Origin of the sequence: Staphylococcus sp. GDX7P312P, from assembly GCF_008385775.1 — a bacterium.
Lineage (GTDB): Bacteria > Bacillota > Bacilli > Staphylococcales > Staphylococcaceae > Staphylococcus > Staphylococcus haemolyticus.
In genome coordinates, this window is the sequence record NZ_VUKI01000019.1 from 62,896 (window position 1) to 79,095 (window position 16,200).

A 16,200-nucleotide genomic window follows, 5' to 3' on the forward strand; every position below is an offset into this window, starting at 1 on the left:
AGTAAGCATTAAATAGTAAGATGTAATTCCCTAAAATGACACATGCTTGAATTGGCAAGTTCAGTCAAGTAAAATAGATTGGTAGATGAAAACTAATTCGAGGAGTCAGTAACTTATGAATTTTAAAGAAATAAAAGAATTAATCGAAATTCTTGATCAATCAAGTTTAACTGAAATTAATATTGAAGATAACAAAGGTAGTGTAGTCAACCTAAAAAAACAGAAAGAGACAGAAATAATTACACCGCAATATACACAACAAGCACCATTAGCACCAGCAGCATCAACGATGGCAACACCAAATCAAGGTGCAACAGAATCACCTGTTCCACAAAATAATGATCAAATCGATACAGATGATTCATCATACCAAACAATCAATGCCCCTATGGTAGGTACATTTTATAAATCGCCATCTCCAGAAGAAGATGCATATGTTCAAGTCGGAGATAAAGTTACCAATGAATCTACAGTGTGCATCTTAGAAGCAATGAAATTATTTAACGAAATACAAGCTGAAGTTTCTGGAGAAATAGTTGAAATATTAGTAGAAGACGGACAAATGGTAGAGTATGGCCAACCGTTATTTAAGGTGAAATAATGAAAAAAATCTTAATCGCTAATCGTGGTGAAATTGCGGTTAGAATCATTAGAGCTTGTCATGATTTAGGCATACAAACTGTTGCCATTTATTCTGAGGGAGACAAAGACGCGTTACATACTCAAATTGCTGATGAAGCATATTGCGTTGGTCCAACTCAGTCTAAAGATTCTTATTTGAACATTCCAAATATATTATCAATTGCGACTTCAACCGGTTGTGATGGTATTCACCCAGGATATGGCTTTTTAGCTGAGAATGGTGACTTTGCAGAGTTGTGTGAAGCATGCCAATTGAAATTTATCGGTCCTAGCTATGAGTCTATCCAAAAAATGGGCATCAAAGACGTTGCAAAAGCAGAAATGATTGCAGCTAATGTCCCAGTTGTTCCAGGTAGTGATGGGCTAGTTACAACCATTTCGGATGCAAAACAAATTGCTAAAGAAATTGGATATCCAGTAATTATTAAAGCTACTGCAGGTGGTGGTGGAAAAGGTATACGAGTGGCTAGAACAGAGAAAGAGCTTGAGAATGGCTATCGTATGACTCAACAAGAAGCAGAAACTGCTTTTGGTAATGGAGGTCTTTACCTTGAAAAATTTATTGAAAACTTCCGTCATATTGAAATTCAAATTATTGGAGATCAACATGGAAATGTCATTCATCTCGGAGAGAGAGATTGTACGATTCAAAGACGCATGCAAAAGTTAGTCGAAGAATCACCATCTCCTATTTTATCTGATGAACAACGTGAAGAGATGGGTAATGCAGCTATAAGAGCCGCAAAAGCAGTTAATTATGAAAATGCAGGTACTATTGAATTTATATATGATTTAAATGATAATCAATTTTATTTTATGGAAATGAATACACGTATTCAAGTTGAACATCCTGTCACTGAAATGGTTACTGGCATTGATTTAGTAAAATTACAACTAAAAGTTGCGATGGGTGAAGCACTGCCATACACTCAAGAAGATATTACTATCAATGGTCATGCAATTGAATATCGTATAAATGCTGAAAACCCATATAAGAACTTCATGCCATCTCCTGGTAAAATCACACAATACCTAGCTCCAGGCGGATATGGTGTGAGAATCGAATCAGCTTGTTATACAAATTATACAATTCCTCCATATTATGATTCTATGGTAGCTAAACTCATTGTTCATGAACCAACTCGTGATGAAGCAATTATGACTGGTATTAGAGCATTAAGTGAGTATTTAATTTTAGGAATCGATACAACAATTCCTTTCCATTTAAAACTTATGAATAATGATATATTTAGAAGTGGATCTTTTAATACTAACTTCTTAGAACAATATAATATTATGGACGACGAGGAGTAGGAGGTTAAACCAAATGGTTAAAGTAGCAGATTATTCAAATTCAAACTTAGGTAAAATTGAAATTGCACCTGAAGTTATTTCTGTAGTTGCAAGTATAGCTGTTTCAGAGGTAGAAGGGGTAACTGGACATTTTTCAGAATTGAAAAATAGTAACATTGAAAAAATAAGTCGTAAAAACCTCAATAGAAATTTAAAAATTGATGTTAAAGAAGATGGCATTCAAATTGATGTATATTGCTCTATAAAGCACGGTATAAATATTTCAAAATTTGCAAGTAAAACTCAAACATCTATTTTTAACTCAATTAAAACAATGACTGCTATCGAGCCAAAAGAAATTAACGTTCACATCATGCATATTACTGTCGAATAATATATAGATTACATTTAACAAGGAGTTATTTATGAGTCGTAAAGAATCAAGAATGCAAGCTTTTCAAACTTTGTTTCAGTTAGAAATGAAAGACACAGAATTAACAATCAATGAAGCCATTAATTTCATAAAAGATGATGAGCCTGAATTAGACTTTGAATTTATACACTGGTTAGTAACAGGTGTTAAAGATCATGAACCAGTTCTAGATGATACTATTAAGCCACATCTTAAAGATTGGTCACTTCAACGTTTATTAAAAACAGACCGAATAATATTACGAATGGCTACATTTGAATTATTGCATAGTGATACACCACCAAAAGTAATCATTAATGAAGCTGTAGAATTAGCAAAGCAATTTAGCGACGATGAGCATTATAAATTTATAAATGGTGTGTTGAGTAACATAAAATAATTAATTTGAGTGATGACAATGTCTGAATACTTAAGCGTTACAACTTTAACGAAATATATAAAATATAAATTTGATCAGGACCCACATTTGCAATCTATCTTACTAAAAGGTGAGCTTTCTAACTTTAAAAAACATTCAAGTGGACATCTTTATTTCAACGTTAAAGATAAGGATAGTGTGATAAGTGCAATGATGTTTAAAGGTAATGCGAACCAGCTTACTTTTGAGCCAAAAGAAGGTGATGAAGTTCTTTTAGAAGCACGTGTTTCAGTATATGAACGACGTGGAAATTATCAAATTTATGTGAATAAAATGGAATTAGATGGTATAGGGAACTTGTATCAAAAGTTAGAACAATTAAAGCAAAAATTAAAAAAAGAAGGCTTTTTTAATAATGAACATAAAAAGCCTATTCCTCGATTCCCTAAAAAAATCGCAATCTTAACTGCTAGTACTGGTGCCGCAATTAGAGATATTCAATCTACAATAAATAGTAGATATCCTTTGGCCGAAAAAATCCAAATAAGTACTTTAGTACAAGGTACACAAGCCAAAGAGGATATTATAAAAAATATTAAATATGCTGATTCACTTGGCGTTGATACTATTATTGTAGGCCGTGGTGGTGGATCTATAGAAGATTTATGGAACTTTAATGAAGAAGATGTTGTTAAAGCGATTTTTGAGTGTCAAACACCCATTATTTCAGCTGTTGGACATGAAACCGATTTTACTCTCAGTGATTTCGTAGCAGATGTCAGAGCAGCAACACCAACACAAGCTGCAGTTATGGCGACTCCAGATCAGTACGAATTGATGCAACAAATTAAGCAATACCAATTTTCATTATCAAGGTATATTAAACAGTATCTTGAAAAACAACATAAACAACTAGATCATTTAGCATCTTATTATAAGTTTAAACAACCCTCATTATTATACGATCAACAGATACAACGCAAAGATGATTTAGAAAGACAACTAACTCAATTATTATTATCCAAAATTGAGAATAAAAAATATCAATTAAAAGTTCTTCATCAGAATTTTAATGTAAAAACATTAAATCAAACTATATTACAAAATAATAAGCAACTAATGAATGTAAAAAATCGTTTATCAAATCTAACAATGAAAAACATTCATAATAATAAATTAGAGCTCAAAAATAAAGTTGAACTATTAAATAATTTAAGTCCTACTAATACTATGTTGAGAGGCTATTCTATTATTAATAAAGATGATAAAGTCATTACAAGTACACAGGATTTAAGTAAAGATGATGAAATTACATTAGCAATGAAAGATGGTAGCGTAGATGCCATTGTTAAAAAGGTTAGGTGTGAACATGAGTAAAGATCAACAAAGTTTTGAAGAAATGATGCAAGAATTAGAAAATATCGTTCAAAAATTAGATAACGAGACTGTATCATTAGAAGAATCATTAGAGTTATATCAACGTGGTATGAAACTTTCAGCAACATGTGATGCAACACTTAAAGATGCTGAAAAGAAAGTAAATCAACTTATTAAAGATGAAGCAGAGGATGAAGAAAATGGCAAAGAAGTCAATGAATGAATTAATTGATCAAATTAATAGCGCTCTTGACGGTGTAATCGAAACTTCACCACTAAATACAAATCTAGAAGAAAGTATGCAATATTCTCTCAATGCGGGTGGTAAAAGAATAAGACCACTTCTTGTATTTTTAACATTAGATGTATTAAATCAAGATTATAAAAAAGGTAAAAAAACTGCATTGGCATTGGAAATGATTCATACGTATTCTTTAATTCATGATGATCTTCCTGCGATGGATAATGATGATTACCGTCGTGGTAAACTTACCAATCACAAAGTCTATGGTGAATGGAAAGCTATTTTAGCTGGTGATGCACTACTAACTAAGGCATTTGAAATCATTGCTGATGATGAATTATTAGAATCTGATGTTAAAGTTAAAATACTTTCCAGATTAGCGCATAACAGTGGCCACTTAGGCATGGTCGGAGGACAAACATTAGACATGCAAAGTGAAGATAAACCTGTTGATTTGGATACGCTTGAACAGATACATAAAGCTAAAACAGGAGCATTACTTCAATTCGCAGTATTAAGTGCAGCTGATATTGCTAAAGTAGATAAGTCTACATTACAAGCTCTTGAAGATTTTAGTAATCATATGGGTTTGATGTTCCAAATTAAAGATGATTTGCTCGACGTATATGGTGATGAATCTAAATTAGGAAAAAAAGTTGGTAGTGACATCGAAAATCACAAAAGTACGTATGTTTCTTTATTAGGTAAAGATGGTGCTGAAAATAAATTAAATTTTCATAGAGATGCTGCCATAGAATCAATAGAACAACTTTCTTCACACTATGATATTAAACCTCTATTAGATATCGTTGAGCTTTTCTACACACGTGATCATTAATTATCATTAATATTAACCCTTCAAAGCTATTGTTTAAAAATTGGCGTTGAAGGGTGTTTTAGTACACTATTTTAAATTGTGGCATTACATTTATATCCTAATTTTATTTTACATATTTATTTATTTGTTTATGCATTTTTTCTATACAAATTAACTAATTGTACCTATTAGTATTTAAATAAAACAATTTACGATTATTGAGTTGTCAGTTACGTATGCATAATAACAATAGTAGTAGTAAAAAAAATGATGTGTTAAAATCATTGTATAATTATTCGAAACTAGGAGTGTTCATAATGGCAAAAAAATCTGTGAGACACATAAAGATTAGAGAAATTATCTCAAGCGAACAAATAGAAACTCAAGACGAACTAGTAAAACGTCTTAATGAATACGACCTTAATGTTACGCAAGCTACCGTATCACGTGATATTAAAGAATTACAATTAATCAAAGTTCCTGCACCCTCAGGTCAGTATGTATATAGCTTGCCTAATGATCGAAAATACCATCCATTAGAAAAATTGGGTCGTTATCTCATGGACTCATTTGTAAATATAGAAGGTACAGGTAATCTACTCGTCTTAAAAACCTTACCTGGTAACGCTCAATCTATTGGCGCTATACTAGACCAAATCGATTGGGATGAAGTACTCGGTACTATATGTGGTGATGATACTTGCCTTTTAATTTGTAAAGATGAAGATGCAAGTAATACAATTAAAACAAGAATTTTCAATTTATTATAAGGATGCGATGAATTCATGTTACAAACCTTATCAATAAAACAATTTGCAATTATTGATGAATTAGAAATTCATTTTTCAGATGGATTAACAGTTCTAAGTGGTGAAACGGGTTCAGGTAAATCAATCATCATAGATGCGATTGGTCAGTTAATTGGAATGCGTGCATCATCAGATTATGTTCGACATGGTGAAAAGAAAGCGATTATTGAAGGCATATTTGATATAGATGAAAGTAAAGATGTTATTCATATACTTCATAATCTTGATATAGAAATCGACGAGGACTTCTTATTAGTAAAAAGAGAAATATTTAGCACTGGTAAAAGTATTTGTAGATTGAATAATCAAATTGTTACGCTTCAAGATTTGCGAAAAGTGATGCAAGAACTATTAGATATTCATGGTCAACATGAAACACAGACACTTCTTAAACAGAAGTATCATTTAAAATTATTAGATGATTATGCAGAAGCCAAGTATTTATCAACTAAAGAAAAATATCAAAATGTGTTTAATCAATATAAAAGTAAAACAAAGGAATTAGAAGAATTAGAGTCTGCCGACCAAGCGTTACTTCAACGTTTGGATTTAATGAAATTTCAATATGAAGAATTAGAAGAAGCTTCTTTAAAAGAGGGCGAAATTGAGCAATTAGAAGTCGATATACGTAGAATTCAAAATTCCGAAAAACTAAGCATGGCGCTTAATAATGCGCATGTCACTTTGACTGATGAGCATGCAATTACAGATAGACTATATGAATTAAGTAATCATTTACAATCTATAGATGATATTTTGCCTGATAAATTTAGTAAATTAAAAGAGGATATTGATCAATTTTATTACACGCTTGAAGATGCTAAGCACGAGTTATATGATGAAATGTCAAACACTGAATTTGATGAGCAAATGCTTAACGAGCTTGAATCACGAATGAATTTATTAAACAATCTTAAAAGAAAATATGGCAAAGACATTAATGAATTAATTTCATACAAAGATAAGCTTCAAAATGAAATAGCCAAAATCGAAAATTATGAAGAAAGTACATCACAATTACGTGAGGAAATTAGTCAATTATATGATGAAGTGATGACAAAAGGCAAAGTGTTATCTAGAGAGCGTCGCACAGTAGCTCGAACATTAAGAGATCATATCGTTTCTGAAATACAAAATTTACAAATGAAAGATGCTAATTTAGAAATCTCATTCCAATTATTAGATAAACCAACAATTGATGGTATAGAATTTGTAGAGTTTTTAATCAGTCCTAATAAAGGGGAACCACTCAAAAGTTTAAATAAAATTGCATCTGGCGGTGAGTTGTCTCGTATAATGCTAGCCCTAAAAAGTATTTTTGTACAATCAAGGGGACAAACTGCAATTTTATTTGATGAGGTAGATTCAGGAGTGTCAGGACAAGCTGCTCAAAAAATGGCTGAAAAAATGAGAGATATAGCTGAATATATTCAAGTAATATGTATTTCGCACTTACCACAAGTTGCATCTATGAGTGATCACCATTTATTAATTAGTAAAGCATCCAATGATGATCGTACAACAACTCAAGTTAAAGAGTTAGAAAATGATGATAAAATTGATGAAATCGCACGAATGATTTCTGGTGCTAGTGTTACTGAATTAACTAGAGAAAATGCAAAAGAAATGATTAGCCAAAATCAAAGAAAAAGTAGTAAGTAAATCATTGAATTTATTAATATTTATTTTTGCTGTAAAATAAATATTAACATTATAAAATGAATATTTTAATTTTATATGAAACCTACTCATTGAGTTACTAAATTCATTTAAAATTTAAAGTCACTTACACATTAACGTTATTAAATCCAATCGCTAAGCAAGTTAGGAGTAAAATTATGAGTGAAAAGCAATATGACCTAGTCATCTTAGGTGGAGGAACCGCTGGTTATGTAGCGGCAATTCGAGCATCACAATTGGGTAAAAAAGTAGCTATAGTAGAGAAATCTTTGTTAGGTGGCACTTGTCTTCACAAAGGTTGTATTCCTACAAAAGCTTTATTAAAATCTGCTGAAATTTTAAGAACAGTTAAAGATTCAGGTCATTTCGGTGTGAATGTTGGTCAATATTCATTTGACTTAAAATCTATGATGAAACGTAAAGACAAAATTGTTAAGCAAATGCATCAAGGTATTGAGGGTTTAATGCAGAAAAATCACATAGATATATTTAATGGCACAGGTAGAATTATGGGGACATCTATTTTCTCACCTCAAAGTGGTACCATTTCAGTTGAATATGATAATGGGGAATCTGAATTATTACCTAATCAGAATGTATTGATAGCTACAGGTTCACTACCAACTCAATTACCATTCTTACCTTTCAATCACAATACAGTTCTATCTAGTAATGACATATTGCAACTCACTGATTTACCTGCAAGCATAGCAATCATTGGCGGTGGAGTAATAGGTCTTGAATTTGCTTCTTTATTAATTGACTTAGGTGTAAATGTTAGTGTGATAGAGGCAGGTGAACGAATCTTGCCTAATGAGAGTGCTCAAATTGCACATTTTCTAAAAACATCACTTATAGCAAGAGGAGTAACGTTCTATGAAAATTGCGCTTTAAATGAATCTGCAGTTACAGTCAACTCTAATTCTGTAACTATACAAGTTAATAAAGATAAAACTATAGAAGTAGAAAAAGTTTTAGTATCAATTGGTCGCAAGCCTAATACTAATGATATAGGATTAAATAATACTAAAATTAAAACTGATTATAACGGTAATATACTTGTTAATGACTTTTTACAAACTGAAGATAAGCATATTTATGCTGCAGGTGATTGCATAGGTAAGCTTCAATTAGCACATGTATCTTCTAAAGAGGCAATACTTGCTGTTGAACACATGTTTAATGGCAATGGCCTACCTCTAAATTATGACAAGATGCCGAAATGCATATATACACACCCAGAAGTTGCTTCAATTGGTTACAATAAAGAAACAGCCGAAGCCAAAAACATTAAAACCAAATCATTTAAAGTAAGCTTTAATGCAATTGGTAAAGCAGTAATAGAGGAAACTACTAATGACAGAGGATTTTGTGAATTGATAATTAGTGATGAAACTAATGAAATTATCGGTATTAATATGATAGGTCCTCAGGTTACTGAATTAATCAACGAAGCCTCTTTATTGCAATTTATGAATGGTTCAGCAATTGAGTTAGGTCTGACAACACATGCACACCCTTCTATATCAGAAGTACTTATGGAATTGGGATTGAAAGTAGAAAATAGAGCAATACACGTTTAACAGGAGGAACAATAAAGATGATTGATTATAAATCTGTCGGACTTTCAGAAGAAGACCTTAAAGAAATCTATAAATGGATGGATTTAGGTAGAAAAGTAGATGAACGATTATGGTTATTAAACCGCGCAGGTAAAATTCCATTTGTTGTTAGTGGACAAGGACAAGAGGCTACACAAATAGGAATGGCATACGCTATGAAAGAAGGAGATATTTCATCTCCATATTATAGAGATTTAGCATTTGTTACTTTTATGGGGATTTCTCCATATGATACAATGCTAGCTTCATTTGGAAAAAAGGATGATATTAATTCTGGAGGAAAACAAATGCCCTCCCACTTTAGTCATCGTGAAAAGGGCATATTATCACAAAGTTCTCCAGTTGCTACACAAATACCACATTCAGTTGGAGCTGCATTAGCTTTAAAAATGGATAAAAAACCAAATATTGCTACGGCAACTGTCGGTGAGGGAAGTTCAAATCAAGGAGATTTTCATGAGGGTTTAAACTTTGCAGGCGTTCATAAATTACCATTTGTTTGTGTCATCATCAATAATAAATATGCGATATCTGTGCCTAATACATTACAATACGCTGCAGAAAAACTTTCTGATAGAGCCTTAGGATATGGCATATATGGTGAGACAGTAGATGGGGATGATCCGATAGCAATGTATAAAGCTATGAAAGATGCTAGAGAACGTGCACTAAATGGTGAGGGTGCCACTCTAATTGAAGCTATAACACATCGTATGACGCCACATTCTTCAGATGATGATGATACATATCGTACGAAAGAAGAAAGAGAAGCATTAAAAACTTATGATTGTAACCTTAAATTTAAAGATTATTTATTAGAAAAAGAGATTATTAATCAAGAATGGTTAGACAATATAGAGCAAGAGCATAAAGAAATTATTAATAAAGCCACTAAAGATGCAGAAAAAGCGCCATATCCATCTGTAGAAGAAACATATCAATTTGTTTATGACCCAGAAGGAGGTATGGGCAATGAGTAAAATGAATTATATTGAAGCAATACAACAAGCGCAAGACCTAGCCATGGAACTTGATAATAACGTATTTATATTAGGTGAAGATGTAGGACGTAAAGGTGGCGTTTTTGGTGCAACTAGAGGTCTTCAAGATAAATATGGTGTTGAAAGAGTAATAGATACACCTTTGGCTGAATCAAATATTGTAGGGACTGCTATTGGAGCAGCAATGATTGGTAAACGACCAATTGCAGAAATTCAATTCGCAGATTTTATACTTCCTGCAGTTAATCAGATTATTAGTGAAGCAGCTAAAATGCGCTATCGTTCAAATAATGACTGGCAATGTCCTATCACAATCAGAGCACCCTTTGGTGGTGGGGTACATGGTGGTTTATATCATTCTCAAAGTATCGAGAGCATCTTTGCGTCTACACCTGGGCTAACTATTGTCATACCTTCATCTCCTTATGATGCTAAAGGATTATTATTATCCTCTATTGAGTCAAACGATCCAGTATTGTTCTTTGAACATAAAAAAGCATATCGCTTCTTGAAAGAAGAAGTGCCGGATGGTTATTATACAGTTCCTCTTGGAAAAGCTGATGTAAAACGTGAAGGGAATGACATAACTGTATTTACATATGGTTTGTGTGTAAATTATTGTATGCAAGCTGCTGATATTTTAGCAGCAGATGGTATTAGTGTTGAAATAGTTGATTTGAGAACTATTTATCCTCTAGATAAAGAAACAATTATTGAACGTGCTAAAATTAATGGCAAGATTTTATTAGTAACAGAAGATAATCTAGAGGGCAGTGTCATGTCAGAAGTCTCTGCAATCATAGCTGAAAACTGTTTATTTGAACTTGATGCACCTATTATGAGATTAGCTGGACCGGATGTTCCTTCAATGCCATTTTCTCCTAATCTTGAAAATGAAGTTATGATGAATCCTGATAAAATCTTAGAAAAAATGCGAGAACTTGCACAATTTTAAGGAGGAAAAGTTATGGATATAAAAATGCCAAAACTAGGCGAAAGTGTTCATGAAGGTACTATTGAGCAATGGCTTATTTCAGTGGGTGACTATGTTGATGAATATGAACCCTTATGTGAGGTAATTACTGATAAAGTAACTGCTGAAGTACCTTCAACTGTATCTGGTACTATCACTGAAATTTTAGTTTCAGAAGGTGAAACAGTTCAAATAGATCATGTTATTTGTAAAATTGAAACTTCTGAAACAGATAATTCTACCAACACTAAAAATACCGATATTGAAACCGTTAAAGATTCGACAAATTTAAATATAAATGGTAATGATACTTTAACAGTCGAAACGTCAGCATCGGCTTCAAATAATACTTCTTATAAAGAAGTAAAGCATTCTGTTAAAACAAATGCACAGGCATCATTACTTAATAATGGTCGATATTCACCAGTAGTTTTTAAAATTGCATCTGAAAATAATATTGATTTATCATTAGTTCCTGGCACAGGTTTCGAAGGACGTGTGACTAAAAAAGATATTGAAAATTATATTAATTCAAGTCATCAGGAACCGAAAATAAATAACAATGCACTATCTAGTTTCGAACATACGAAATCCAACGTAGATTCTACTCAGAGTCAAGTTGGTCAATCTATACCAGTCAAAGGTGTTCGTAAAGCAATAGCTCAAAACATGGTGACAAGTGTAACTGAAATCCCTCATGGTTGGATGATGCTTGAAGTTGATGCAACAAACTTAGTTAAAACTAGAAATCATCATAAGAATTCGTTCAAAGAGAACGAAGGTTATAATTTAACTTTCTTTGCATTCTTTGTAAAAGCTGTTGCAGAAGCATTAAAATCAAACCCACTATTAAATAGTAGCTGGGATGGAGAAGAAATTATTCTTCATAAAGATATTAATATTTCAATTGCTGTAGCAGATGAAGATAAACTTTATGTTCCTGTTATTAAACACGCTGATGAAAAATCAATCAAAGGTATTGCTAGAGAGATAAATGAACTAGCACTTAAAGCAAGAAATAAACAGCTATCACAAGAAGATATGTCTGGTGGAACATTTACAGTTAATAATACTGGTACATTTGGATCCGTTTCATCAATGGGAATTATAAATCATCCACAAGCAGCGATTTTACAAGTAGAATCTATTGTAAAAAAACCAGTCGTTATTGATGATATGATTGCAATTAGAAGCATGGTTAATTTGTGTATTTCAATTGATCATAGAATACTTGATGGTGTTCAAACAGGGCGCTTCATGTCTCAAGTTAAAGAACGTATTGAACAATTCACAGTAGAAAATACAAGTATCTACTAGTTTAAAATGATTTATCATATTCCCTGGACAAGCTATTTGAACTCTAACACTTATATTTAGTAGAATAGCATTGAATAAATAAAAGATTGAAAGGTGATTAAAATGGATTTAAATTTTGATTTATATATGAACGGCGTGGTTGAACAAGCTCGTAATGAAATTGAAAATGCGGGATATGAACAATTAACAACTGCAGATGAAGTTGATAAAGTATTACAACAAAATGGTACTTCATTAGTAATGGTTAATTCAGTTTGTGGATGTGCGGGAGGAATTGCACGTCCAGCAGCATCACATGCATTACATTATGATAAACTACCTGATAGACTTGTTACAGTATTTGCTGGACAAGATAAAGAGGCTACGCAACAGGCTAGAGACTATTTTGAGGGTTATGCACCTTCAAGTCCATCATTTGCATTAATTAAAGATGGTAAAATCACTGAAATGATTGAACGTCATCAAATTGAAGGCCATGATGTAATGGATGTTATTAATCAGTTACAAGGCCTATTTGATAAATATTGCGACGAAAGATAAGAGGATTTACTAATGTTAAAGTTAAATCCTTATAAGATTGGATTTAGAACGCTTAAAACAGCAGTAGGTATCACATTAGGTGTTATTTTAGCTAAATGGATGGGGCTTGATAATTATGCATCAAGTGCTATCCTCATTGTATTATGTATTAAACATACTAAAGTTCACTCAGTACAAGCTATCTTATCAAGATTTGTATCTTGTATACTAATTCTAATGTTTGGTTCATTGGTTTTTAGCTTATTAGGTCAGAATGCGCTTGTTTTGGGATTAATTGTATTATTATTTATTCCGATAACTGTTATGTTGAAAGTTCAAGAGGGTGTTGTAACTAGTTGTGTTATATTATTACATGTTTTCAATGCAACTACGATTAATTTACATTTAATCATAAATGAATTACTCTTATTAACTATTGGACTAGGAATCGCATTCATCATGAATTTAATTATGCCAAGTTTAGACAAAACATTAGTTTCTTTTAAGAAAGATATAGAAAAAGGCTTCAAAGAAATCTTTATGACATATAGCGAAGCTTGCTCAAATTATAATAATGATCTTACTTTATCTTTCGAAAAACTCCAATTAGACATTCGAAAAGCCAAATCTATCGCATTTAGAGATGTTAAAAATCATTTTATTAGAAATGAAAATTCATATTATCACTATTTTGATATGAGACAAGAACAACTTGAATTATTGCGCAGAATTAAACCGTTATTAAATCAAGTTACTGTCGATGACCCATTACTGACTGATGTATCTCATTTAATGTCAGAAATTGGTAATAACGTAAATAGTAATGATTATACTGCTTTACGATTACATTCACTGTATGAAATCCGTTTATCACTAGACGAATTACCTCTTCCTAAATCTCATCAATCTTTAAAATCACGTTCAAGTATGATGCAAATATTAAATGAACTAGAAGAGTATTTAAACATTAAATCTCAATTTGGATCACTACGGTTACACAATGAAATATAATTAGTGATTAAATAAAAAAAGGCTGGTACATAATTCCTAGCAAAATAGCCAGTAAATGAGTTTTTATAAATTCATTTACTGGCTTCTTTATTTACAATACTTCGTATTCTTGGCTCGCTTGCCCAACGTGCTTTGCTTGTAGAAACTAATTAACTCAGTTTCTCTGTGTTGGGGCCCTTCTTAGGGGATAGCTTCAGCCTGTAGTCTTCAACTTGTCCTGTTCCCTCAAGAGTCTCGCCAAAATACTTTGTATTTATATGTAATTTTTCATTCATTACTTTAAAAAATAAGGCACTTTCGTATAATTTAATAAACTTCAGTTCTTATCCCAACAAATGGTATTTCAAGACATGTAAATGATATTGTTGAAACAATCCCTAAGACCGAATTCGATGAATTCATTTGTCCGAACAATAAAAGAATAGGATTCAAAAGATATGCCTATCGCCATGATAAGAATGGTTTTAAACGAGACTTTAAATTATATGAATGTGATGATTGTTCAGAATGTCCGCTGAAACAACAATGTGTCAGCTTTGGAGTTATATGGCACAAATTTTGTTCTTTAAATGGCAAAACACCCCCTTATTTATTTAATAAGAGGTGTTTATTATTATCTCAATTTAAACTTTTCTATAGCTAATTTAATCTCGTCTCTAACACGTTGGAATTCTGACCATTCTTTACCTGCTGGGTCATCAAAACCCCAATGCTCTTTTTTAACATTTGGTGGTAAAATAGGACAATTATCGTCTGCATCACTACATAATGTTACGACCAAATCTGATTGTTTTAAAATATCATTATCAATCAAGTCTGACGTATGGTTTGATATATCAATATCTACTTCTTTCATAGCTTCTATTGCTTTAGGATTAACACCATGTGTTTCAATACCAGCAGAATAGACATTCCAATCTTCACTCAATATTTCCTTTCCCCAACCTTCAGCCATTTGGCTACGACAAGAGTTTCCTGTACATATAAAGTAAATTGTTTTCTTATCCATAATTAAAGCCTCTTTTCTTAAAATATGATTAGTGTAAGATATAAACCTAAGAGTGTTACAAATAGGACTGGAATAGTAATGATAATTCCAGTTTTAAAGTATGTTCCCCACGAAATCTTTACACCTTTTTGTGTTAAGACATGTAGCCACAATAATGTTGCTAAAGAACCAATTGGCGTAATTTTAGGTCCTAAATCAGAACCTATGACATTCGCATAAACCATGCCTTCTTTTAATATTCCTGTAGCGCTGGATTGACCAATCGCTATTGCATCTATTAAAACAGTTGGCATGTTATTCATAATTGAAGATAAGAAAGCAGCTATAAAGCCCATACCCATGATACTGCTGAATAACCCATAACTTGAAAGATCTGTTAGGACATCCCCAAGAATCGTTGTAATACCAACATTTTTTAGTCCATACACAACAAGGTACATACCAATAGAGAATACAACAATATTCCATGGAGCTCCTTTAATTACTTGTTTTGTATGAACTGCTTTAGATTTACGAGCTAATATTACAAAGATAAGAGCAATGATACCAGCAATGATTGATACAGGTATTTGAATAAACTCACTAACAAGATAACCCACAAGTAGTATTGCTAATACAATCCATGAAAGCTTAAATAATTTAGGATCTTTGATAACATTTTTAGGATTTGAAAGATTTTCTGTATCGAACCTTTTAGGTATAGATTTTCTGAAATATAACCATAAAACGAGGATACTAGCAATCAAAGAGAATATATTAGGAATAATCATTCGACTAAAATACTCAATAAACCCAATATCAAAGTAATCTGCAGAAACAATATTAACTAAGTTACTTACAATTAAGGGCAGTGATGTAGTATCTGCAATAAAACCACTGGCAATAATAAAGGGGGAAATCACTTTTTTATTAAATCCTAGATTCCTTACCATCGCTAATACAATGGGCGTTAAGATTAAAGCTGCACCATCATTTGCGAAAAATGCTGCTACAATTGCCCCTAATATCATGATAAAAACAAACATTTTTAATCCATTACCGTTTGAAGCCTTGACCATATGTATCGCAGACCACTCAAAAAATCCAATCTCATCT

The 16,200-nt window shown here is 32.1% G+C and carries 17 protein-coding genes and 2 pseudogenes; 17 read left to right on the forward strand and 2 right to left on the reverse strand.

Going from position 1 to position 16,200, the window contains the following annotated elements; genetic code table 11:
* Window positions 1-115: 115 nt before the first annotated feature.
* The 17 genes and pseudogenes from accB to F1592_RS05555 all read left to right on the forward strand — a co-directional run.
* Complete coding sequence (gene accB, locus F1592_RS05475) at window positions 116-601, forward strand: acetyl-CoA carboxylase biotin carboxyl carrier protein (protein WP_037536543.1); 486 nt, start codon at window positions 116-118, stop codon at window positions 599-601.
* A complete protein-coding gene (gene accC, locus F1592_RS05480) occupies window positions 601-1,956 on the forward strand; it encodes an acetyl-CoA carboxylase biotin carboxylase subunit (RefSeq protein ID WP_037536540.1) in 1,356 nt (451 codons plus the stop codon). The genes accB and accC overlap by 1 nt, the downstream gene beginning before the upstream one ends.
* Window positions 1,957-1,969: 13 nt before the next feature.
* Entirely contained in the window at window positions 1,970-2,329 is a 360-nt protein-coding gene (locus F1592_RS05485; RefSeq protein ID WP_037536537.1) for an Asp23/Gls24 family envelope stress response protein, read from the forward strand.
* A 31-nt stretch (window positions 2,330-2,360) separates the two neighbouring features.
* Window positions 2,361-2,747, forward strand: coding sequence for a transcription antitermination factor NusB (gene nusB, locus F1592_RS05490; RefSeq protein WP_053017324.1), 387 nt, complete (start codon window positions 2,361-2,363; stop codon window positions 2,745-2,747).
* An 18-nt stretch (window positions 2,748-2,765) separates the two neighbouring features.
* A complete protein-coding gene (xseA, locus tag F1592_RS05495; protein ID WP_053041581.1) occupies window positions 2,766-4,103 on the forward strand; it encodes an exodeoxyribonuclease VII large subunit in 1,338 nt (445 codons plus the stop codon).
* Window positions 4,096-4,326 (forward strand): exodeoxyribonuclease VII small subunit, encoded by a 231-nt coding sequence (locus F1592_RS05500; RefSeq protein WP_011275689.1) that lies wholly within the window; start codon window positions 4,096-4,098, stop codon window positions 4,324-4,326. Before xseA ends, F1592_RS05500 begins: the two co-directional genes overlap by 8 nt.
* On the forward strand, window positions 4,304-5,185 hold the full coding sequence (locus F1592_RS05505; RefSeq protein ID WP_053017319.1) for a polyprenyl synthetase family protein: 882 nt from the start codon (window positions 4,304-4,306) through the stop codon (window positions 5,183-5,185). Before F1592_RS05500 ends, F1592_RS05505 begins: the two co-directional genes overlap by 23 nt.
* 296 nt (window positions 5,186-5,481) lie before the next feature.
* Window positions 5,482-5,934: a transcriptional regulator AhrC/ArgR gene (gene ahrC, locus F1592_RS05510; RefSeq protein ID WP_011275691.1), complete on the forward strand. Its 453-nt coding sequence runs from the start codon at window positions 5,482-5,484 to the stop codon at window positions 5,932-5,934.
* Between the two features lie 15 nt (window positions 5,935-5,949).
* Entirely contained in the window at window positions 5,950-7,635 is a 1,686-nt protein-coding gene (gene recN / locus F1592_RS05515; protein WP_149809750.1) for a DNA repair protein RecN, read from the forward strand.
* Between the two features lie 176 nt (window positions 7,636-7,811).
* A complete protein-coding gene (gene lpdA, locus F1592_RS05520) occupies window positions 7,812-9,236 on the forward strand; it encodes a dihydrolipoyl dehydrogenase (RefSeq protein WP_149809751.1) in 1,425 nt (474 codons plus the stop codon).
* Between the two features lie 17 nt (window positions 9,237-9,253).
* A complete protein-coding gene (locus tag F1592_RS05525; RefSeq protein ID WP_037536525.1) occupies window positions 9,254-10,255 on the forward strand; it encodes a thiamine pyrophosphate-dependent dehydrogenase E1 component subunit alpha in 1,002 nt (333 codons plus the stop codon).
* Entirely contained in the window at window positions 10,248-11,231 is a 984-nt protein-coding gene (locus F1592_RS05530; protein WP_053017314.1) for an alpha-ketoacid dehydrogenase subunit beta, read from the forward strand. The genes F1592_RS05525 and F1592_RS05530 overlap by 8 nt, the downstream gene beginning before the upstream one ends.
* A 12-nt stretch (window positions 11,232-11,243) precedes the next feature.
* Window positions 11,244-12,566 (forward strand): dihydrolipoamide acetyltransferase family protein, encoded by a 1,323-nt coding sequence (locus F1592_RS05535; protein WP_107609909.1) that lies wholly within the window; start codon window positions 11,244-11,246, stop codon window positions 12,564-12,566.
* A 102-nt stretch (window positions 12,567-12,668) separates the two neighbouring features.
* The gene (gene brxB, locus F1592_RS05540) at window positions 12,669-13,106 is read left to right on the forward strand and encodes a bacilliredoxin BrxB (RefSeq protein ID WP_011275697.1); all 438 of its coding nucleotides are present in this window, start codon (window positions 12,669-12,671) and stop codon (window positions 13,104-13,106) included.
* 12 nt (window positions 13,107-13,118) lie between these two features.
* On the forward strand, window positions 13,119-14,096 hold the full coding sequence (locus tag F1592_RS05545) for an aromatic acid exporter family protein (RefSeq protein ID WP_037536519.1): 978 nt from the start codon (window positions 13,119-13,121) through the stop codon (window positions 14,094-14,096).
* Between the two features lie 55 nt (window positions 14,097-14,151).
* Window positions 14,152-14,359: pseudogene (locus F1592_RS14010) on the forward strand (hypothetical protein).
* Between the two features lie 128 nt (window positions 14,360-14,487).
* A pseudogene (locus F1592_RS05555) lies at window positions 14,488-14,634 on the forward strand (transposase); the annotation flags it as partial.
* A 75-nt stretch (window positions 14,635-14,709) separates the two neighbouring features.
* Here the strand turns inward: F1592_RS05555 and arsC are convergent.
* Together arsC and F1592_RS05565 are read right to left on the reverse strand one after the other, a co-directional pair.
* Complete coding sequence (gene arsC / locus F1592_RS05560) at window positions 14,710-15,105, reverse strand: arsenate reductase (thioredoxin) (protein ID WP_053017308.1); 396 nt, start codon at window positions 15,103-15,105, stop codon at window positions 14,710-14,712.
* 17 nt (window positions 15,106-15,122) lie between these two features.
* The coding region (locus tag F1592_RS05565) for an arsenic transporter (RefSeq protein WP_149809752.1) at window positions 15,123-16,200 on the reverse strand (1,078 nt) is incomplete at its 5' end.